Raw genomic sequence first — 21,675 nt, 5'->3', positions numbered from 1 at the left:
CCACGTAGCGTGCGCCGTGCGCGCGATCGCTCGGCTCGACATCGTTACGGGTGAAGCGCGCCAGCCGCGCTGGATCGCTCCGCGGCCAGGTGATTGCTTCGCGGTGCTGGGCATCATCAGAAGTACTTGCTGCGGGCCGGCATAAACGCTCGAAAACCCCGCAGGCGGCCACGCCGGCGATCCCCTCCGACGAATGGGTTTATAGTCGCCCCGACTTAGGGGAAGGTGGCACATGACGGACAGCGCCGACATCACTTTGCTGCTGGATGCAGCCCGCGAGGGGGATCGCAGCGCGCTCGACAACGTGCTCTCACGCCTCTACACCGAGCTGCATTCCATGGCACGGCGGCAACTGGCCGGCCAGCATGGCCAGACGCTCGACGCCACCGCGCTGGTCCACGAGGCCTACCTCAAGCTGATCGGCCGCCGCGAAGCCAAGTTCGACGATCGCGCGCATTTCTTTGCCTACGCCGCTTCGGCGATGCGCAGCGTGGTCGTCGACTACGCCCGCCAGCGCCTGGCGCAGAAGCGTGGCGGCGACCTGCACCGCGTCACCGACCTGCCCGAGGATGTCGAGGGCGGCCTGCGCCTGGACGAGGAAACCCTCGGCCTCGACACCGCGCTGACCAAGCTCGCCGCGGTCGACCAGAAGCTCGCGCAGGTGGTGGAACTGCGCTACTTCGCCGGCCTCTCGGAACTGGAAATCGCCGCCCTGCTCGAACGCTCCGAGCGCAGCATCCGTCGCGACTGGCAGAAGGCGCGGATGTTCCTGCTGGCGTCCTTGAAGGACTCCTGACGGCGGCAGGAGCGGCAGGGGCCACTCCTGCGTTCGGTCACCCAGAGAAGGCAGCAACGGGCAACAATAACGACCATGGATCCCGAGCGCTGGCTCCGCCTCTCCCCGCTGCTCGACTCGCTGTTCGAGCTGCCACAGGAAGCGCGCGCCGAACGCCTGCGTGAAATGCGCAGTGAAGACCCCGCGCTCACCGCCGAGCTCGAAGAACTCATCGCGCTCGAAGACGAGCGTTGCGACTTCCTCGCCGAACCGCTGGTGCCCCCGCGCCCGGGTGCGCAGCCGGGCACGGTCATCGGCCCGTACCGGCTCGACCGCCTGCTCGGTGAAGGCGGCATGGGCCAGGTGTGGCTGGCGTCGCGCGCCGATGGCCTGTACCAGCGCCGTGTCGCGCTGAAGCTGCTACGGCCCGGCCTCACCGACACCAACCTGCGCCTGCGCTTCACCCGCGAACGGCAGATCCTCGCGCGCCTCGCGCATCCGCACATCGCGCGCCTGCTCGATGCCGGCGTCACCACCGAAGGCGTGCCTTACCTCGCGCTCGAGTACGTGGACGGCGAACCGATCACCGACTATTGCAGCGCACTCGACATTCCCGTCGCGCAGCGGCTGCACATGTTCCAGCAGGTCTGCGACGCGGTAAGCCACGCGCACGCCAACCTGATCGTGCACCGCGACCTCAAGCCGTCGAACATCCTGGTCACGCCGGCCGGCGAAGTGCGGCTGCTGGATTTCGGCATCGCCAAGCTGCTTGACAGCGAAGCCCCCATCATCGAACAGACGCGCACCGGCGTGCGCGCCTTCACCCTGCACTACGCCGCGCCCGAGCAGATCCGCGGCGAGCCGGTCACGACGATGACCGACGTGTATTCGCTCGGCGTCGTGCTGTACGAACTGCTCACCGATCGCAAGCCGTATCGCCTCAAGCGCGAGAGCGATGCGGCGTGGGAAGAAGCGATCCTGCTTACCGACCCGCTGCGGCCATCGCAGACCGTGCAGCGGCGGATCGAAGGCGATACGTCCGAAGATCCCGGACAGGTGGCGGCGTTGCGCCGGCGGGCGCGCGTGCTGGGTGGCGATCTCGACAACATCGTGTTGAAGACGTTGTCGAAGAAGTCCGAGCAACGCTATCCCTCGGCCGAAGCACTGGCCCTGGACCTGCGCCGCTACGAGGATGGCCGGCCGGTGCTCGCTCGTTCGCAGGGCGTCGCCTACCGATTTCGCAAGTACGTCGCGCGTCACCGCTGGGCACTGGCGACCGCGGTGATGGTGACGCTCGTGCTCGGCCTTTCGATCACGCTGGTGGCATGGCAGGCGCGACAGGCGCTGGCCGAAGCCGCGCGCGCGCAGGCGATGCAGGACTTCATGGTCGGCCTGTTCGAACAGGCTGGCGGTGCGCCGGGCAAGGCCACCGACCTGCGCAGCCTGCTGGCGGCCGCCGAGGCGCGCGACCAGGCCGAGCCCAGCCGGCAGCCACGCACGCGCGCCGAGTTGCTTGGCCTGCTCGCGCGGTTGCGCCTGGGCCTGGGCGACTACCGCGAAGCCGCGGAGCTGCTGCGGCGCCAGGCCGCGATCGTCGATGGCGCGCGCGACATTCCCGACAGCCTGCAACTCGAATCGCTCGCGTTGCGCGGACAGCTGCTCGCCCTGCAGGGCAAGGCGCTGTTGTGCCTGGACCTGATGCAGCCTTCGCTCGGCCTCGCGCGCAGCGAGGAAGCGCAGCTGCCTGCGCAGGCCAGCCAGTTCTATTCGCAGTTGGGCCGCTGCCGCCGCGCCGCGGGCGAACAGCAGGGCGCGCGGCAGATGTACGAACGCGCGCTGGCGGTGCGTCGCGAATCGCCTTCCGACGAGGTGGGCATCGTCGAGAACCTGATCGACCTGGCCAGCCTGCATGCCGATACGGGCGATAACGCAGCGGCGCTGCGCGGCTACGACGCAGCGCTGGACCGCCTGCGCGAACACGTGAGTGCACGCCATCCCCTCGCCGTGAACATCCTGCGCAGCCGGTGCGCCGTGTATCGCGCGCAAGGCAACGAAACGTTCGCCGAGCGCGACTGCGAACAGGCCGCGATGCTGTCGGTGCAATTGCAGGGCAGCGACAGCCGCGCCGGAGTCGATGCCAGGCGCCAGCTGGCCGCACTGCATGTCGACCAGGGTCGCTACGCCGAAGCGCAGCGCGAATTCACCGAGACGCAGGCCTGGCTCGTGTCCCGACTGGGAGAGGACCATCCCGACGTCGCGCGCAACTACAACAGCCTGGGCATCACCGCGTGGGAACGCGGCGACTTCGATGCCGCAATGCCCGCCCTGGCGCGCGCGGTCTCGATCTGGCGGAAGGGAGCCGACAAGGGCCTGCTCGCGGCCGGCTTGTTCAACCAGGCAATGGTGATGCACGAGGCCGGCTTCGACGACGACGCATGGCCGTTGCTCGAAGAATCCCGGCGGCTGCGCGTGGAGCAGTTCGGTGCGAGCCATGGGATCGTCGGCGACACCGATCGCCTCATGGGCGTGGTCGCTGCGACGCTGGGGCGCCCGGAACAGGCCAGGGCCATGCTCCGCTCGGCGGTCGCGATCACCCGCTCCGGCTATGGCACCGCGCATACGCATACGCTGCGCGCCGAACTGTCGCAGGCGCGCCTGCTTGCGGCCGATGGCGATGCGAAGGCCGTGCAGCGCCTGATCGGGATAGGTAGCGGGTCCGCGGCGAATGCCGAACTGAACAAGACACGCTGGCTCGCCCAGGCCTACCTCGCCGAAACACGCTGCACGCACGACGCGGCGGGCGCGCGCGCCAACCTCGATGCGATCGCCCGCGACATGCAGGCGACGATGCCCGAAGGCGGTTCCGTGCTGCGCGAGGTGCGTGCGATCCGCGCCGCGTGCGGATGACTGCGGTGACCTACAGCAGCGAAGGCTGCTGCAGTTCCGGCAATCCCTCGACCGCGCTCTCGCCGCGCATCACCTTCTTGAACTCGGCGCGCGACACCGACACATAGCGCTCGTTGCCGCCGATCTCCACCTGCGGGCCCTGCTGCACCGCGCGACCCGCGTCGTCGACGCGCACGGTCATCGTCGCCTTCTTGCCGCTGTGGCAGATCGTCTTGATCTCGTTGAGCTCGTCCGCCCACGCCAGCAGGTACTGGCTCCCTTCGAACAGCTCGCCGCGGAAGTCGGTACGCAGCCCGTAACAGAGCACCGGCACGCGCAAAGCATCGACGACTTCGCTGAGCTGCCACACCTGCGCCTTGCCGAGGAACTGCGCCTCGTCGACCAGCACGCAATCCAGCTTGCCGTGCGCGGCAATGTCGCTGCGTATCAACTGCTCCAGATCGTCGCCACGCCCGAACGCATGTCCCGCGGCCTTCAGGCCGATGCGGGAGGCCACCGTCCCGCTGCCCGCGCGATCATCCAGGCGCGGCGTGAGGATCAGCACGCGCATCCCGCGTTCGCGATAATTGTGTGCGGACTGCAGCAGGGTCGTGGTCTTCCCGGCATTCATCGCCGAGTAGTAGAAGTAGAGCTTGGCCATGTGCGCAGTTTAAGGCAGCGCCGGACCGGTGCGCGGCGCGTGCGGGTGCGCTTCGCGGTGCACTCCCGCGATGGAGTATCGCGCAGGCGCGGCGCTACGGAGACGCGGCGCGCTTGCTTACCGCCTCGACCCATCGCGCCGCCACCTGCGGCGAGGTGAAGCAGACCGCGTTGTCGGTGACCGTGGTCACCGCGCGCTCGAGCAGCTGGATATCGGCTTCGTGCTGGCGTGCGACATGCGGATCCTCGAAGAAGATCGCGCGATGGCAGCGTCCCTCGAGGACGAGGTCGGCGATCTGCGCATCGCCGCCCATCGGGCCGCTGCGGTAACGCTCCGCCCAGGGTCGGTCCTGCGGCCAGCCGCGTCTCCACGCCAGTTCGTTGAGCATCTGCCCGGTGGTACCTGTGGCGACGCGATGGGCGAAGCGCGACAGCACGTCGAAATGCGCGTCGGCGAAGGCCTGCATCTGCGGCTTCATCGCATCGTGCGCGATCAGGGCGAGCGTCTGCTGTTCCAGTGCGTAGAAACGGTCGGCATCGGGATCGGGGGCGAAGCCCGCGTGGATGCGCTCCATCTCGATCCAGTCGCGCGCACCCGCCAGCGTCGAGACGAATGGCTTGCCGTGGATCACGCACTGGCGCTTGAGCGCCGTCGCTTCGGGAAACACCGATGACGGCGTGACTGGATTGAGCAGGTAGATCGCGCCATCCAGCGTGCGTTCCTCGTCCAGGCCGACGACTTCGGCGACCAGCTTCATCAGGCCGCCATCACGACCGTAGGGATACCGGCGCAAGCCCGCGTAGCCCGCCAGCATGCCTTCGGCCACGATTGCATCGTGGGTGCGGCCGACGACATGCAGGCCGAGGTCCAGTTCGCGAATGCCTGGCTCGCACGCGCGCAGCCAGCGGAACAGCGCGGCGTCCGGGGCGGTGTAGTGCAGGCTGTTGGCGACCAGGCCGATGCGCATCGCGCGTTGCGTGCCTGGCGAACCTTCGTATGTCATGGCGGCGGCATCAGGGCGATGCCCGAACAATGCCGCAGCTGGTGAGGGTCTTCAATCGGCAGGCGTCATGGCGTATCCACCGGTGCGGGCACCGCAGGCTCCTGCGGCACTTCCGGAACAGGCGCATCGATGTCGGGCGCGGTGCCGGGAATTCGCGAGGGCGCGGCGTTCTTCACCGCTTCCACTTCGCCCACGCTGACCTTTCCCACGCGCGGCCTTGCCCATATCGCGTCCTGCCATGCCCAGTACTTCTTCGCATCCCAGTAGCGCTCGTCGTAGAACTTCGATCCATCGATCGACTGCGAGCCGGCCGGGCCGGGCACTTCGATCCGCACTGTGCCGGCGAACCCCGTGCGGCTGCCCACCATGCTCTTCCTTCCGCGCCGGAGCTCCGCCTCGTATCGCGGCTTGGCGGCGGCATCGCCGAACCGCGCGTAGATTACCTGCCCTTCGGCAACGGCGCGCTCGCGCTCCGCCCCGGTCAGGTCATTCCAGTAGCGTTCCCGCAGTAAAAGGAAGCCCCGGTAGCTGCGCTCGGCGGCGAGGTCCATCCACGCATAGGCCATCGGACGATTCACCGGCGTGCCTTCACCCTTCCAGTACATCTCGGCCACCATGCCCTGCGACGGCTTGTCCGCAAAGTAGCTCGCGCGACGAAAGAAGCGCAGCGCGTTTTCGAAGTCCTGCTTGTTGTACGCCTCGATGCCTAGCAAGCGGTACTTCAGATCTTGGTGGTGATTCAGGAACCCGGCCGTGATGAGCAGCGGATCGCTCACCGGATCGGGCGGAATGTCCTTGTTCTGCGCCGCGCTCGCGGTCGAAGGCAACAGCAGCGCCAGGGAAACCGCAAGTGTCCAACAGGTGCGCTGCATCGACATCCCTTTCTTCAATTGGTCAAAAGTTGACGGACAGCTTAGCGAGTTATCGCGGGAGCCCAAGGTAAACTGACGACCTATACGGAAGTCTCCATGCACGGCCTCAACCCTCCCCAACGCGCCGCCGTTCTGCACACCGATGGCCCACTCCTCGTGCTCGCCGGCGCGGGCAGCGGCAAGACGCGCGTGATCATCGAAAAGATCGCGCACCTGATTTCATCGGGACGCATGCCGGCGAAACGCATCGCGGCGATCACCTTCACCAACAAGTCGGCGCGCGAGATGAAGGAGCGCATCGCCAAGCGGATCAGGGGCGATGCGGGCGAAGGGCTGACGATCTGCACTTTCCACGCGCTCGGACTGAAGTTCCTGCAGATCGAACATGCGAAGGCCGGCCTGCGCCGCGGCTTCAGCGTGTTCGACAGCGACGACACCGGCGCGCAATTGAAGGACCTGCTGCCGCCGGGCAGTAAGCCGGACGTGCTCGACAACGCGCGCAACCTGATCTCGCGCGCGAAGAACGCGGGGCTGTCGCCGGAAGAAGCACTCGCCGCCGCGCAGAGTCCGCGCGAGATGGAAGCCGCGATCCTCTACGGCAAGTACCAGCAGCGTCTCACCACTTTCAACGCGGTCGACTTCGACGACTTGATCCGCCTGCCGGTGCGGCTGCTGGAAGCCGAGGAAGAGCTGCGCCTCGCGTGGCGCGAACGCATCGGCTACCTGCTCGTCGACGAATGCCAGGACACCAACGACGCGCAGTACCGCCTGCTGAAAGCGCTCGCGGGCGAGAAGGGCCTGTTCACCTGCGTGGGCGACGACGACCAGTCGATCTACGCCTGGCGCGGCGCGAATCCGGACAACCTGCTGCAGCTGGGCAAGGATTATCCGGCGCTGGAAATCATCAAGCTCGAGCAGAACTACCGCTGCAGCAACCGCGTGCTGCGTGCCGCGAATGCGCTGATCGCCCACAACTTCCACGAATACCCGAAGACGCTGTGGAGCGACCAGCCCGACGGCGAACGCATCCGCGTGTGGGAATGCCGCGATGCCGCGCACGAAGCGGAGAAGGTCGCATCCGAAATTCATTTCATCGCGCAGAAGAACGCGGCGCCGTGGAGCGACTTCTGCATCCTGTTCCGCGGCAACCACCAGTCGCGTCCGCTGGAAAAGGCGCTGCAGCTGCTACGCATCCCATACCACCTCAGCGGCGGCACCGCGTTTCTCGAACGCCAGGAAGTGAAGGACACGCTCGCATGGCTGCGCCTGGTCGCCAACCCCGACGACGACGCCGCGTTCCTGCGCGCGGTGCAGGCGCCCAAGCGCGAAGTCGGCGCGACCACGCTGTCGAAGCTCGCCGAACTGGCGCATGGCCAACACATGCCGATGTCGCGCGCGGCCGAGTCGGTCGGCGCGCTCAAGCAGCTCGCGCCGCGTGCGGCGAATGCGCTCGACGGCTTCATGGGCATCGTACGTTCGCTGCGCTCCGATGCGACGCGCCTGACGCCGGCCGAACTGGTGCGCGTGCTCGGTGAGAAATCGGGAATGCTTGCGGCCATCCGCCTGCAGTGCAAGGACGAAGCCAGCTTCCAGCGACGCAAGGAAAACCTCGAGGAACTCGCCGGCTGGTTCGAAGGCGGCAAGGGTTCCGGCCCGGGTGAACTTGCGGCGCAGCTTGCATTGCTTTCGCATGCGGACAAGGGCGACGCCGGCAACCAGGTGCGGCTGATGTCGATGCACGGCGCGAAGGGACTGGAGTTCCGCTACGTCTTCATCATCGGTTGCGAGGACGGCACGCTGCCGCATGACATGGCGCTGGAGGAAGGCAGCCTCGACGAGGAACGTCGCCTGCTCTACGTCGGCATCACCCGCGCCAAGGAACAGCTGTGGCTGTCGCATTCGCGCGAGGCCTCGCGCTGGGGGGACAAGATGCGCCTGAAACCGAGCCGCTTCCTCGACGAACTGCCCACCACCGAACTGCAGCGCGATGGTGCTGATCCGGTGGCGGATGCGGCGCGCAAGCAGGAACGCGCGAGCGCGGGTTTCGCGGCGATCAAGGCGCTGCTCGAGGGTTGACCGATGGCGATCGCGATTCGCGATGCAACGCCTGCCGATTTCCCGGCGATCCTTGCGCTGAACCTCGAATCCGAGGCGCTGCTGAGTCCGCTCGACGGCGCACGGCTCGCGCACCTGCATGCGCAGGCGGCGTACCACAGGGTGGCGTGCGAGAACGAAGCCGTCGTGGCGTTCCTGCTCGTGTTCGCGGAGGGCGCGGATTACGACAGCCCCAATTACCTGTGGCACGCCGCACGCCTGCCGCGGCTTCTTTATGTCGACCGCATCGCGGTGGCAGCGAGCCACCAGGGACGCGGACTGGGACAGCGGCTGTACGAGGATCTGTTCGGCTTCGCCCGCGAGCGTGGCGTCGATGCGATCGCCTGCGAGTTCTACATCGAACCTTTCAACCACGCTTCGAGCCGTTTCCATGAACGTTTCGGCTTCCGCGAAGTCGGTAAGCAGTGGGTGGCCGAAGGCACAAAGCAGGTCTCGTTGCAGATCGCAACGCCCTGAGCGCGGACATCGGCATGCCTTCGCGCTCGGCTACACTCGCGCGATTTTCCGGATCCGGTATTCGCATGCGCTCCCACGCACTCGCCCTGTTTGTCGCCACCATCCTGCTCGGGGGCTGCGCTACCCATCAGGCCGCGACGGCCGACGCTACGCCGGCACCGGTTGCTGCCGCGGAAACCGGGCAGGACCCGCCCGCCGACGACAGCCTCAACGCCACCGCGTGGTTCCAGACTTCCGTCGAGCGCGACCTCGTCTACACCGCGATCTATCGCGCCGCCGGCCAGCGCCTCGACGCCGCACTGAAAGACAAGGGCTGGGACGCACTGCCGAAGGACGAGCGCAACAACGATGTGTCGAAGCTGCCGCCAGCGATCATCGTCGACGTCGACGAGACCGTGCTCGACAACTCGCCCAGCCAGGTGCGGCAGATCCGCGAACGCCGCGGCTTCGACGAGGCCGCCTGGGGCGCGTGGGTGAACGAGCGCAAGGCGAAGCCGCTGCCGGGCGCGACCGAGTTCCTCAACGCCGCGGCGGCGCGCGGCGTCACCGTCTTCTACATCAGCAATCGCGACGCAAGCCTCGCCGATGCCACGGTCGCGAACCTGCGCGAGGCCGGCTTCCCGCTGAAGGACGCCAGCCAGTTCCTCGGCCTCGGCACGGTGGTCGACGGCTGCGAGCAGAACGGCTCGGAGAAGACCTGCCGGCGCCAGCTCGTCGCCGGCAACTACCGCGTGCTGATGCAGTTCGGCGACCAGGTGGGCGACTTCGTGCAGATCCTGGCCAACACGCCGGAAGGCCGCCGCGCCGCGATCGCGCCCTACATGGACTGGATCGGGGTCCGCTGGTGGCCGCTCCCCAATCCCGTCTACGGCAGCTGGGAACCCGCGCTGTTTGGCAACGAATGGTCGCAGGCCGCCGGCGCACGCCGCGCCGCCAAGGAAGCGGCGCTGGATGATGGCTCCAGATAAATCAAGGTGTTATGCGGCATAAATTCATGTGTTGCATCAACTTTGGAATGCGGTTAGCCTGATCCCGTCCGGCCTTGCCGGAACAACGCCACAACCAAGTCCACCGGCCTCGGCCGGATTGCGGGAGGCCCCATCGGCCTCCCTTTTCTTTGCCCGGACTTCCCGCCGGCTCCCACCGCCAACCACGGCTGCGAACCGCGACCGGTTCGTCTTGCCCCTGCCGCTTCTGCCCGCGACACTCCGGCGTCAGGGGAAACTGCATCCGGCCATGCCCATCTCGATCCGACGCGTCCTCACCGGCGCCCTGCTCGCCCTGTTCGTCCTTGCCGGCGGCTGCGAGCGTGTTGCGCCACCGACGCGAACGCCGGCGACGCCACTGTTGCCGGCGCAGGCCGTGCAACAACTTGTCGACGACCTCCGCCGCGACGACCTTGCCGGCTACGCGCGCCACGCCGTTCCGCCCGAACTGCACGCGCGGCTCGAAGCGGCCTGGGGCGAAGGCGCCACGCTTTGGCCGCTCACCGAGCTGCCGCTGGACAACAAATTCCAGGGCTTCCTCACCGCACTCGCCGAGCCGCGCTCGGAACAGAAGCTGCTGGCGACCTATCGCCGCCAGTTCGCCGGGGCGAATACGGAAATCCGCACCGCGGCGAAGACGCTGGGACTGTTCACGGCTCAATACGTCGCCAACGAGGCGGCGTACAGCGAGATCGAACGCGACCACTACCGCCAGCTCGTCGCGGCGCTCGCGGCATGGGGCCAGCGCGCGCCGCTCGGCGATGCGCAGCGCGCGCGCCAGGTGATCCCGCAGGTGACCCTCGCCGCGCGCTCGACCGGTCTCGGCGGTGCCGACGGCCTGCGCCGGGCCGGGATGGAGCGCAGCCTGCAGCGGCTTTCGCCGTTCTTCGTGCGTCTGGAACGGATGCTCGCGCAGCAGTACGGGCTGGACTTCGATGCGGCGCTCGCAGGCATGCGGGTGACCCTCGCCGAGCAGACCGGCGACCAGGCCCGGGTGCGGCTGCAGTACACGCTGGCCGGGCAGCCGATCGATGCCTTCGTGCGGGTCGAGCGCCGGGCGGGCCGTTGGTACCTGAGCGACCTGTTGCGGCGGGCTGAAGCGGAAGCGTCGGCACCGGCCCGACCTGCTGCCAAGTAGCGACCCGCGGCCCACTGGAAACCACAACGTCGGCGAACGCGCCGGCTTTGCGTTTGCGGCCGCACTACTTCGACCATTGCCTGCCTGCTACCGCGCCACCATTCATGCCGACGTGCCCAGATGCGCCGCAGGCGGCCATAATCCCCCCGATGCCGAACCAGACCTCCCTTTTCCCGGACGACGAACCGACTCGCCCGCAGCCGCCAGCGTCCTCCGATCGCCCTGCGCCCGCCGCCAGCGGTGAAGCCGTGGGCGCGCCTGCGGTGCCGGCCGAACCGTCACGCCCGGCCGACGCCTCGTTCGAAGGGGCACCCGAGGCCGCCTCCGGGCACCATGCGGACGTGGTCGAGCCCGATCCGGCGCAAACCGAACTGCCGATCCCCCCGGCGCCCGGCTTCGCCGCCGATCCGCGTCCGCTTCCCGCCGCGCGCCGTCCGCTGTGGGCGAAGCTGATGGGCTGGTTGCTCGATCCCTGGGTCGACCTGAAGATCGAACCCGAATCCCCCGCCGATCACATCGCCTCGCTCGACGGGCGTCTGGTCTGCTATGTCCTCGAGGACTACGGCCTCTCCAACGCGCTGATCCTCGAACGCGCCTGCCGCGAAGCCGGCCTGCCCTCGCCCCTGCAGACGCTGCCGGGCGATCCGGTCGGCCGCAAGCGCGCCTACCTCGCGCTGTCGCGGCGCAATGCCAGCACGCTGGCACCGCTCGCCGACACCATCACCGGCACGATCACCGAAACCATCACCGGCACGCCGACGGTCGCCTCGCCGCCGCCGGCGAAGACGCATTCGGGTTCGCTCGCGCGCCTGCTCGAAGCGCACCGGGCGCAGCCCGAACTCGACGTGCAACTCGTGCCCGTGTCGATCTTCGTCGGCCGCTCGCCCGACAAGAGCAGCGGCTGGTTCTCGGTGCTGTTCTCGGAAAACTGGACGCTGGTCGGCCGCTTCCGCCGCCTGCTCGCGATCGCGCTCAACGGCCGCGACACGCTGGTGCAGTTCGCCCCGCCCGTATCCGTGCGTGCCGCGATCGACGAAGGCCTCCCGCCCGAGCGCACCGTGCGCAAGCTGTCGCGCGTGTTGCGCACGCACTTCCAGCGCCTGCGCACGGCGGTGATCGGCCCCGACCTGTCGACGCGCCGCCTGCTGGTCGACAGCGTGCTCGCCTCGCAATCGGTGAAGGAAGCCATCGCCGACCAGGCCGCGCGCGACAAGACCTCGCTCACCGAAGCGTGGAAGAAGGCGCACGGTTTCGCCTACGAAATCGCCGCCGACTACTCGCATCCGGTGGTGCGTTCGGCCAGCTTCCTGCTGACCACGGTGTGGAACCGCATCTATCGCGGCGTGCTCGTGCACCACCTGGAAAAACTCAAGCAGGAAGCACCGGGCAACGAAGTGATCTACGTGCCCTCGCACCGCAGCCACATGGATTACCTGCTGCTGAGCTACCTCCTCTACACCAAGGGCGTGGTGCCGCCGCACATCGTCGCCGGCGTGAACCTCAACCTGCCCGTCGTGGGTTCGATCCTGCGCAAGGGCGGCGCGTTCTACATCCGCCGCAGCATCCGCGGCAGCGCGCTGTATTCGGCGGTGCTGAGCGAATACGTCGCGCAGCTCGTCGCGGGCGGCTACTCGATCGAGTACTTCACCGAAGGCGGGCGCTCACGCACCGGCCGTTTGCTGCAGCCCAAGGGCGGCATGATCTCGATGACCGTGCGCGGCTTCCTGCGCCAGCCCACGCGACCGGTGCTGTTCCAGCCGGTGTACATCGGCTACGAGAAGCTGATGGAAGGCAACAGCTACCTCGACGAACTCACCGGCAAGCCCAAGGAAAAGGAATCGGTCTGGCAGCTGCTGATGGGCATCCCGAAAGTGCTGCGCAGCAACTACGGCCAGGTCGTGGTGAACTTCGGCGAAGCCATCCGCCTCAACGACGTGCTCGCGCAGCACGCGCCCGAGTGGGACGGCAAGCCGGTGTCGGAAGACGAAAAGCCCAAGTGGCTCGCCGATACCGTCGATGCGCTCGCGCAGAAGATCAACGTCAACATCAACCGCGCCGCGGACGTGAACCCGATCAACCTGCTCGCGCTGGCGCTGTTGTCGACGCCCAAGCACGCGATGGGCGAAGCCGACCTGCGCGCGCAGATCGCGCTGTCGCAGAAGCTGCTCGCCGACCTCCCGTACTCCGAACGCGTCACCGTCACCCCGCACACGCCCGAGCAGATCATCGCCCACGGCGAAGAGATCAACGTGCTGGAGCGGACGAAGCATCCGCTCGGCGACGTGCTCGGCGTCGATGATGAAAAGGCGGTGCTGCTCAGCTACTTCCGCAACAACGTGCTGCACCTGTTCACCGCCGCGGCGTGGATCGCGTGCTGCTTCCAGCACAACCGCCGCATGAGCCTGACGCGCGTGCTGGAGCTGGGCCGCAACGTATATCCGTTCCTGCAGGCCGAACTGTTCCTGCCGTGGGGCGAGGACGAATTCGGCGAACGCCTGGCCCGCACGATCGACCTGTTCGTGCGCGAAGGGCTGCTGGAACGCGTGAGCGACGACGACGGCGGCATCCTCGCGCGCAACGCGGGACAGACCGACGAAGTCTTCCGCCTGCGCGCCATCGGCCATTCGCTGCAGCAGGCGTTCGAGCGCTACTACATCGCCATCTCGGTGCTGGCGAAAAACGGCCCGGGTACGCTCAGCTCGGGAGAGCTGGAAAGCCTCTGCCACCTCGCCGCGCAACGCCTGTCGCTGCTGTATGCACCGGCCGCGCCGGAATTCTTCGACAAGTCGCTGTTCCGCGGCTTCATCCTGAAACTGCGCGAACTCCGGCTGGTGTGGCCGGACGAAAACGGCAAGCTGACCTTCGACCAGCGCCTCGCCGCCTGGGCGAAGGACGCCAAGGTGATCCTCGGCCGCGAACTGCGGCATACGATCGAAAAAATCAGCCCGGGCTCCGGAGAGACCTCGGGCTGATGCTCATGGCCAGCGGGTGTAACTACATTGCGCCCGATGCAGGTCCCCCGGATCCGGGCGTCAGTAGTTGCCGAGACTGGCGTCGCAACCGACGGTCGGCGTCGGCGAGCGCAACGTGTTGTCGTGGCAGCTGTTGCCGGTTGGCGTATGGATGGCGATGTCATTGGCCAACGGCGACCCCACGATGTGGTTGTCGATGATGGTGTTCACCGTGCCGGAGGCGATTCTTACGCCGTAGCTCCGGTAAGCCTGGTTCGATGCCGTCGTTCCCACAATCGAATTCATCCGGATCAGCGAGGCCAGCGAACTGTCGCTCATGACGCCGTAGGCGTTGTTGTAGGGCGAGTTGGTTCCCCACACCGCATTGTCGTGGACAAGCTGAAGCTTGAAGGAGCCGGCCGCGGTCGATCCTGCCAACCGGATTCCGATCGCATAGTTGTTGGCCTGTCCCCCGACGTCCACGATCCGGTTTCCCTTTACCTCGATGGCACTGCCATACGCACGGATGCCATGCCAATACGGGCCCGCGACGTAGTTCCCCTCGATGGTGTTGTAGTACGACGACGTGGGCTTGGTGTTGTCCTGGATGAGCGAAATGCCATTCGTGAATCCACCCTGGATACGGCAATTCCTGACCGTCACGTTCGAACGCCCCATGGCATAGACGCCCTCGGACGAGCCCGCATTGGAAGTGGCCGTGTTGCGGATCGTGTGGCCATGGCAGTCCAGCGTCACGTCGTTCGCGGCGATGGTGATGGCCTTGATGCTGGCGCTGTTCACGGTAAATCCCTGGGACAGGCAGTACTTCCCCGGCTGTGAGATGGTGATCGGCAGCCCCGTGATTTCGACGCAGTCCGCCGACTGCGCGAATGCAACGGTTGCATGGGCCGAAACGGCCAGCAACGTCAATGCAACTAGGTTCTTCATGGTTCCCCTTTTCCTGGCGGCGGTGGTAAGAGGGCCGCAGGCGCGCCGCCGACGGTCTTGGCCCCGGAAATACGTGTTTCTGTGAGCATCGGCTCGGAGATTCCCGGCTTGCAGACGATCGCTCGCGAGCCTGCCGGCTCGACGGGCACAAGCCACCACGGCACCGCGAAGGCCGCCAAGGTGAGGAGCCCCCAGAAGATCATCCTGAATCGCCCCGGATTCAGCCCGGTCACGGCGCGGTCTCCGGAGTGGATGTAACGACCGACAGGGCCGCCCGATACCAGCCCGCGGCACGCTGCGCCCCGACGGCCAGCGCCGAGGTCGAATACGCATTGCAGAGAGCCTCCCGTTCCTCCCGCGCTGTAGCTGGCTGGGCTGCACGGAGGAGGCTGGCCGCCAGATACCGGCCGCCGCGACTGAAAGGCATCTCCAGGATCGTTGCGGTCACGGCGCGCATCGGCCCGGCGAAAAGATGTCCGTGCAGCAGCACCGACCCCAGCGCCTCACCCGCGCGTTGCGAGGCCGCGGCCGCGCAGACAAATGCATGCCACTGGGCCATCGTGGGTGGCGGCGCCCCCGCCATGCCATCGATGACGCGTACGTCCCGCGCGGCGAACTGGGCGTGCTCGCGCAACTCCAGCGCCCATGCCAGCGCGGTCGCGCGCAGCGCGGGTTGGCTGACATGCCAGCCGGCCACGGCGTCCAGCGACAAGGCCCCTATACGGCAGGCCACCGATTCCATCGCCAGCCAATCCTGGTAGCAGTTGCGAGTCAGGGTTCCCTGGGCGATGGCGCGCGCGAGCGTTTCGGCAATGCCCACCTGCGCGAGCGCAATGACGTCCTGCCAGCGCCGCGCGTGCTGCCCTCCGTTCGCCGGTTCTGGCATAGCGTTGATGGCCTGCATGGATCCCCCTGTAGAACCACGGATAGGCGAAACCCAGTGCACCGCGGCACGGCACGGCCAGTCTTTCCCGTCCCGGGAAAAGTTCTGAAAGGTTCTGAATCGCTTGTCCTGCGCCGGTTCGCACGCGATGCTGTCGGCATCCGCTACGGAGGGGGCCGTGGCCAACGATTCCGCAAACGGGCCAGTGCCGCTGCAACCCGGACTCTGGCGCTTCGGCACCGTCCTGCTCGACGAGCAGGTGGCCGCCCTGCGCGTGGGCGATGTCCCGGTCGACCTCGACCGCAGCAGCTATGACGTCCTCCTTGCCCTGCTTCGCCACGCCGGCGAAGTAGTGACCAAGGACGAACTGCTTGAGGCCGGCTGGCCCGGCCGGGTGGTCTCCGAGAATTCCCTCGCAAAGGCAATCAGTCGCCTGCGCCAGGCGCTGGGCGAGGACGGCGACCTGATCCGCGTGGTGCATGGCTACGGCTATCGCCTGGCCGCCGCGGTGAGTTGTCAGCCCGTGGCGGATGATCGCGCCCCTGCGCATCCGCACGAGGCCTCCCGGCTGCACGAGGGGGATCCGGTGCCACACCGCCAGGGCTGGCGCCTGGTGCGGCGCCTGGGGGAAGGCAGCAGCGGCGTGATCTTCCTTGCACGCTCCGGCGGCGATGAAGAACACCCTGGCGAAGAACGCGCGATCAAGTTCGCCACCAGCGAAGCCGGCCTGCGCAGCCTCAAACGGGAAGTGTCGCTCGCCCGCTACATCCGCGCGGTAAAGGCAGACGTGCCGGACGTGGCCTCCGTCATCGGGTGGAACCTCAGCCGGCCACCGTTCTTCCTTGAGCTGCCGCATTTTGCCGCGGGCCATCTAGCGGACTGGGCACATGCAGCCAATGGCCTGTCGTCGCTGCCCGTGAACGCGCGCATTACCCTGTGCGCGCAACTATGCGAAACGGTGGCCGGGCTCCACGAAATCGGCGTGATCCACAAGGACCTCAAGCCCGAGAATCTGTATCCCTGTGTCGATACGGCGGGTCGCTGGCACGTGGTCCTGGCCGACCTCGGCGCGGGCGAGGCGATGCAGTCGCCGCGACTGGCTGAACTCGGCATCACCCTGAGCGTTGCCGCAGATCAGCTGTCGCAGCGCGCGGGCAGCCTGCTCTATCTCGCCCCCGAGGTGATCGCGGGCGAGATGCCGACGCAACGCAGCGACATCTTCGCCCTGGGCGTGCTCGCGTACCAGATTGTCGTCGGCGACCTGCGCCGCCCACTTGCACCGGGATGGGAAGCGGACATAGACGATGAGCTGCTTCGCGAGGACATCGCGCTCGCAGCAGCGTCCAACCCCGCACGACGCGACATCGATGCACGTTCGCTTGCGCAGCGCCTGCGCACGCTGGATATCCGGCGCGAACAGCGCGAACGCAATCGCCGTCATGCCGCAGTCGCCGAACATCAGGGGCGCCAACTGGCCGCACTGAAGCAACGGCGTCGCTGGCTGCTTGCCGGCATGGCCGTCCTGTCGGCCTTTCTGGTGCTGTCGCTGTGGCAGCAGTACCGCTTGCAGAACGCCCGCCGCGCCACGGAAACCGCGAGTCGCCGCGCGCACGAGAACGCCGCCACCGCCGACGCCGTCAACCGGTTCTTCAACCAGGACGTGCTGGGCGCGGCTTCGCCCTATGCGCAGGACGGCAACCACGAACCGACCGTCCGCGAAGCCATCGACCACGCCGTCGCGCGCATCGATGAACGCCTCCGCGACCAGCCCGTCGTCGAAGCCACCGTGCGCATGACCATCGGGCAGGTGTACGGCGAAGCGATGCAGATCGCGAAGGCGATCGAGCAGGAACGCCGTGCAGTCGCGCTGTTCGAGAAGCACCTGGGCCGCGACGATCCGCGCACGCAGCAGGCGCGCTACCGGCTCGCGACGGACCTCACCGACAACTCACGCTTCGATGAAGCCAAGAAACTCATCGACGAGACCAATGCGCTGCGCGCCAGGCACGGCCTGACCGACCTCGAGACCACCCTGCTCTCGCATCGCGCGAGCTGCTACTGGCACATCTGGCGCGAGCAGTACGACGCGGGCCAGCCCGCCTGCGAGGGCGTCATCGCAACGCAGCTGGCCCTCGATCCCGCCGATCGCAATGCGCTGATCAAGGCACGCGCCAACCTCGCCGTCCTGCACAGCCGCGCCGGGCGCTTTGCGCAGGCGGAAGAGCAGTTCATGAGAATCGAACAGGAATTCGCCGCCCTCGGCGACCACGACAGTCCGACCCGGCTGCGCTTCTCGTACCTGCATGGCATGAACCTGCTGGAGCTTGCACGGTACGACGAGGCAACGCGGACGCTGGACGCCGCGCATCGCGGCTCGGTGGCCTCGCTTGGCGCCGACAATCCGCACACCCTCGAGGTCGAGATGGGCCTGGCCAGGCTGCATGTGCTGCGTGGCCAACCTGCGCAGGCCGTGCCGCTGCTCCAGCACGCCTACGCCACCTATGCACGGCAACTCGGCAAGGACAATCACTACACCGTCGATGCGCGCCGAGCGCTCGACAAGGCGCTGTGCGCGGGCACGACGGCCTCGCCAACGCCGGCCTGCCCCTGACACGAATCCGCGAACTGCCTGCCGGCGCGCGGCCCGCGTTTATGCCGGCTCGTCGGGGATCAGCGCGCTCTCGAGGCGCGAGATGCAGTCCTTGAGCCACAGCTTGCGCTTCTTCAGGCGCTTGATCGCCAGCTCGTCCGCAGCGATATCCGCCGCCAGGCGCGCAATCGCGGCATCCAGATCGCGATGCTCGACTCGCAGCTCGGCCAGCTGGCGTGCAATTTCGGCGGGATCGTCGGCTTCGATCATGCGCCGAGCTTAACGCCGCCACGCGCCGGCGTCATGGCTGCCGCGACGCCACGGACTGCCGTCGCAGCGGAAGTAGAATGACCGCCCCGCGGTCTCTTCCCTGTTTCGTGAACATCCCGCTTCCTCTCGCCGAACCGCTCCCGCGCGCCCACCAGCGCGCGCATGAGACCAACAAGCTCGCCAAGCGCCTGCGCCACCAGGTGGGCCGCGCGATCGCCGACTTCGGGATGATCGAGGAGGGCGACAAGGTGATGGTGTGCCTGTCCGGGGGGAAGGACAGCTACACGATGCTCGACATCCTGATGCAGCTGCAGCGCAGTGCGCCGGTGAAGTTCGAGCTGGTCGCGGTGAACCTGGACCAGAAGCAGCCTGATTTCCCCGCGCACATCCTGCCGGGGTATCTCGAGTCGCTCGGCGTTCCGTACAGGATCATCGAGCAGGACACGTATTCGGTGGTGAAACGCGTCGTGCCCGAAGGCAAGACCATGTGCTCGCTGTGTTCGCGCCTGCGCCGCGGTGCGTTGTATGCGCATGCGGAAGAACAGGGCTTCACGAAGATCGCGCTAGGCCACCATCGCGACGACCTGGTGGCGACGTTCTTCCTCAACCTGTTCTTCCACGCGAAACTCGGCGGGATGGCGCCCAAACTGCTCAGCGACGATGACAGGCACGTGATCATCCGTCCGCTCGCCTACGTGCGCGAGGACGACATCGCCGCCTACGCCGAGGCGAAGCGGTTCCCGATCATTCCCTGCAACCTGTGCGGCTCGCAGGAGAACCTGCAGCGCAGGCAGGTGAAGAAGATGATGGACGCGTGGGAAAAGGACAGCCCGGGCCGCATCGAGAACATCGCGCGCGCGCTCGGCAACGTCCGCGCATCGCAACTGAGCGATCCGAAACTGTTCGATTTCCTCGCACTGGGGCGTCAGGGCGATGCGCCGCTCCCGGACGCGCATGCGTGGCTGGCGGGTGAACGGCACGCGATGGATGGCGATGGGGCTGATCGCGATTAGTCGCTTACCATGGTCAGCCATCGGAGCGCGCTTCGCCGCAGCGACGCCGCTTGTTCCCTGACCTCATCGCCTTGCCGGGCAGAGCCTGCTCCTGTTTTCCGCCTCTGCGCAACCAAGCAGAAGAGCAGCGCAGCAAGGCCCCGCTATAAAACCACGCATAGCAAGAAATCTTCTGGAAACTGAATGTTCTTTCGCAATCTGACGCTGTTCCGCTTTCCTCCCACCACCAAACTCGACGATCTCGACAGCGGCCTCGACGAATGCCGGCTCAAGCCGGTCGGACCGCTCGAACTGTCCAGCCGCGGCTTCATCTCGCCGTTCGGGCGCGACAGCGACGTGCTCGCCGCGCGCCAGCGCGATGCGATCTGGCTGACCGTCGGCGGCGAAGACCGCCTGCTGCCCGGCAGCGTGGTCAACGACATGCTCGCCAGGAAGCTCGAGGAGATCGAACAGAAGGAAGGCCGCAAGCCCGGCGGGCGCACGCGCAAGCGGATCAAGGACGAGTTGATCACCGACCTGCTGCCGCGCGCCTTCGTGAAGCCCAGCCGCACCGACGCGCTGCTCGACCTCGAGCACGGCATCGCCGTGGTGGACACTTCCAGCCGCAAGAACGGCGAGAACGTGGTCAGCGAGATCCGGCGAGCGCTCGGCAGCTTCCCGGCATTGCCGCTAAATGCGGAAGTCGCGCCGCGCAGCGTGCTCACCGGCTGGATCGCGGGCGAGCCGTTGCCGGAAGGTCTTTCCCTCGGCGACGAATGCGAATTGCGCGATCCCATCGACCAGGGCGCGATCGTCAAGGTGCAGCGCATGGAGCTGCAGAGCGACGAGATCACCAAGCACCTGGAATCCGGCAAGCAGGTCACGCGTCTTGCGCTGATGCTCGACGACCACGTGTCGTTCGTGCTCGGCGAGGACATGGTGGTGCGCAAGTTCAAGCTGCTCGACGGTGCCGTGGACCAGCTCGAATCCAGCGACCGCGAAGACCTGCGAGCGGAACTCGATGCGCGCTTCGCGTTGATGAGCGGCGAAGTGAAGCGTCTGTTCATCGTGCTCGAGAAGGCGCTGAAGCTGTCGAAGGCCGAGGCGTAGGCGCACAGGCGGACGCGGGGTGGGCTCAAGCCCACCTTGCGATCCATGCATGACGACGGTGGCCTTGAGCCCCCTACGCACACCTGCTCCGCCGCCGCCCTGCGACGCAGCACGACAAACATCGCAACGCGGCCTGCAGGATGCATCGCGTCACTTTTTTCAACGCTTCGTAGATGAATGCGCGCCGGAACGGCGCCCGCATCGCGATATGCTTTCGACATGACGAGCGCGCACGCATGAATCCACTTCGCCTGCTGGCAGGCAAGCCGCGTGCGCAGACTCGCGGCACCGCGCGCGAGAATCTCAGCTTCACTTTGGACAACGGCCAGACCGTCGACGTGCTGCGCGTGCGCGATCCGCGTGCGCGCCGGATCAAGCTGAGCGTCAGCGAACGCGGCGCGCGCCTCACCCTGCCATTGCGCGTCAGCGAAGTCGCCGGCCAGCGTTTCGTGCTCGAACACGGCGACTGGCTGATGGCGCAACTGGCCAGCAGCGGCGGTTCCACTCCGGCATTGCAGGCCCATGCCACCGTTTCAATTCCGCTGCGCGGTGGCGAGCTTCCGCTGCTGTGGAAGGAAGGCCGCGCGCTGCGCCTGGCCATGGCGGAGGACGCGTTGCACGTCACCGTGCCCGCGCAGTTGCGCCCCCTTTTGTTGCGTCGTGCGCTGCGTGATTTCTACGAAGCCGAAGCGCGCGCCGATATCGGCCGGTGGCTGCCGCGCTATCTGCCGGACCTGCCGCGCGCGCCATCGCGGCTGCGCCTGCGGATGATGTCGTCGCAGTGGGGCTCGCTCGCGCCCGACGCGACGTTGTGCCTCGATCTCGCGCTGGTGCTGGCCGCCCCGGCCGCGTTCGAGTACGTGCTCGTGCACGAGCTCTGCCATCTCATCCATGCCGACCATTCGCGCCGTTTCTGGCGCGAGGTCGAAGCGCGCTTCCCCCTCTGGCGCGAGCAGCGCGACTACTTCCGTGGTGAAGGCCGCCGCATCAAGGCGTCGCTGCATGCGTTGTGCGGTAACGCGAAGGACTGACGCGCGCT

Annotated in this window: 17 protein-coding genes; 11 read left to right on the top strand and 6 right to left on the bottom strand. The window is 67.2% G+C overall.

The genetic code is table 11. The annotated features are described in order from the left end of the window. Positions 1-232 precede the first annotated feature (232 nt). Positions 233-796, top strand: a complete 564-nt coding sequence (locus ASD14_RS00665) for an ECF-type sigma factor (RefSeq protein ID WP_056127452.1) — start codon at positions 233-235, stop codon at positions 794-796. Positions 797-871: 75 nt separating this feature from the next. After that, a complete protein-coding gene (locus ASD14_RS00660) occupies positions 872-3,682 on the top strand; it encodes a serine/threonine-protein kinase (RefSeq protein WP_056127449.1) in 2,811 nt (936 codons plus the stop codon). 10 nt (positions 3,683-3,692) lie between these two features. On the opposite strand, the gene ASD14_RS00655 is transcribed toward ASD14_RS00660, so the two are convergent. The 3 genes from ASD14_RS00655 to ASD14_RS00645 all read right to left on the bottom strand — a co-directional run bounded on the left by ASD14_RS00655 (position 3,693) and on the right by ASD14_RS00645 (position 6,410). Continuing rightward, positions 3,693-4,322 carry a thymidine kinase gene (locus ASD14_RS00655; RefSeq protein WP_056127447.1) on the bottom strand — a complete coding sequence of 210 codons (630 nt, stop codon included), beginning with the start codon at positions 4,320-4,322 and terminating at the stop codon, positions 3,693-3,695. Positions 4,323-4,416: 94 nt separating this feature from the next. Further along, positions 4,417-5,289, bottom strand: a complete 873-nt coding sequence (locus ASD14_RS00650) for a hypothetical protein (protein WP_056128749.1) — start codon at positions 5,287-5,289, stop codon at positions 4,417-4,419. 101 nt (positions 5,290-5,390) lie between these two features. Then, a complete protein-coding gene (locus ASD14_RS00645; protein ID WP_162247652.1) occupies positions 5,391-6,410 on the bottom strand; it encodes a sel1 repeat family protein in 1,020 nt (339 codons plus the stop codon). Here ASD14_RS00645 and ASD14_RS00640 point away from each other — a divergent pair. From ASD14_RS00640 to plsB, 5 genes are all read left to right on the top strand, one after another. Further along, a complete protein-coding gene (locus ASD14_RS00640) occupies positions 6,294-8,273 on the top strand; it encodes a UvrD-helicase domain-containing protein (protein ID WP_056127441.1) in 1,980 nt (659 codons plus the stop codon). The two genes, ASD14_RS00645 and ASD14_RS00640, sit on opposite strands and share 117 nt — an antisense overlap. 3 nt (positions 8,274-8,276) lie before the next feature. After that, positions 8,277-8,768, top strand: coding sequence for a GNAT family N-acetyltransferase (locus tag ASD14_RS00635; protein ID WP_056127439.1), 492 nt, complete (start codon positions 8,277-8,279; stop codon positions 8,766-8,768). A 65-nt stretch (positions 8,769-8,833) separates the two neighbouring features. Next, positions 8,834-9,736: an HAD family acid phosphatase gene (locus ASD14_RS00630; RefSeq protein ID WP_056127436.1), complete on the top strand. Its 903-nt coding sequence runs from the start codon at positions 8,834-8,836 to the stop codon at positions 9,734-9,736. A 268-nt stretch (positions 9,737-10,004) separates the two neighbouring features. Then, on the top strand, positions 10,005-10,892 hold the full coding sequence (locus tag ASD14_RS00625) for a hypothetical protein (protein WP_056127433.1): 888 nt from the start codon (positions 10,005-10,007) through the stop codon (positions 10,890-10,892). Positions 10,893-11,041: 149 nt separating this feature from the next. Beyond that, positions 11,042-13,864, top strand: a complete 2,823-nt coding sequence (plsB, locus tag ASD14_RS00620) for a glycerol-3-phosphate 1-O-acyltransferase PlsB (protein WP_082538639.1) — start codon at positions 11,042-11,044, stop codon at positions 13,862-13,864. A 60-nt stretch (positions 13,865-13,924) separates the two neighbouring features. On the opposite strand, the gene ASD14_RS00615 is transcribed toward plsB, so the two are convergent. Continuing rightward, entirely contained in the window at positions 13,925-14,791 is an 867-nt protein-coding gene (locus tag ASD14_RS00615) for a right-handed parallel beta-helix repeat-containing protein (RefSeq protein WP_162247655.1), read from the bottom strand. Between the two features lie 229 nt (positions 14,792-15,020). Further along, on the bottom strand, positions 15,021-15,695 hold the full coding sequence (locus tag ASD14_RS00610) for a hypothetical protein (RefSeq protein ID WP_056127427.1): 675 nt from the start codon (positions 15,693-15,695) through the stop codon (positions 15,021-15,023). 157 nt (positions 15,696-15,852) lie between these two features. Here ASD14_RS00610 and ASD14_RS00605 point away from each other — a divergent pair, with 157 nt between their 5' ends. Beyond that, complete coding sequence (locus tag ASD14_RS00605) at positions 15,853-18,285, top strand: winged helix-turn-helix domain-containing protein (RefSeq protein WP_162247654.1); 2,433 nt, start codon at positions 15,853-15,855, stop codon at positions 18,283-18,285. A 39-nt stretch (positions 18,286-18,324) separates the two neighbouring features. Here the strand turns inward: ASD14_RS00605 and ASD14_RS00600 are convergent, their stop codons facing one another. Continuing rightward, positions 18,325-18,531 (bottom strand): YdcH family protein, encoded by a 207-nt coding sequence (locus ASD14_RS00600; protein WP_056128746.1) that lies wholly within the window; start codon positions 18,529-18,531, stop codon positions 18,325-18,327. A gap of 80 nt (positions 18,532-18,611) precedes the next feature. Between ASD14_RS00600 and ttcA the strand changes: the two genes are divergently transcribed. From ttcA to ASD14_RS00585, 3 genes are all read left to right on the top strand, one after another. Then, on the top strand, positions 18,612-19,547 hold the full coding sequence (gene ttcA / locus ASD14_RS00595; RefSeq protein WP_056127420.1) for a tRNA 2-thiocytidine(32) synthetase TtcA: 936 nt from the start codon (positions 18,612-18,614) through the stop codon (positions 19,545-19,547). Between the two features lie 183 nt (positions 19,548-19,730). Next, positions 19,731-20,636 carry a recombination-associated protein RdgC gene (locus tag ASD14_RS00590; RefSeq protein ID WP_056127418.1) on the top strand — a complete coding sequence of 302 codons (906 nt, stop codon included), beginning with the start codon at positions 19,731-19,733 and terminating at the stop codon, positions 20,634-20,636. A 236-nt stretch (positions 20,637-20,872) separates the two neighbouring features. Continuing rightward, positions 20,873-21,667, top strand: a complete 795-nt coding sequence (locus ASD14_RS00585; protein WP_056128745.1) for a SprT family zinc-dependent metalloprotease — start codon at positions 20,873-20,875, stop codon at positions 21,665-21,667. The last annotated feature ends 8 nt before the right edge of the window (positions 21,668-21,675 follow it).

This window comes from Lysobacter sp. Root494 (assembly GCF_001427225.1).
Classification (GTDB): domain Bacteria; phylum Pseudomonadota; class Gammaproteobacteria; order Xanthomonadales; family Xanthomonadaceae; genus Agrilutibacter.
Note: the sequence above shows the minus strand (reverse complement) of the source record. Positions and strands in the feature narration are given on the sequence as shown.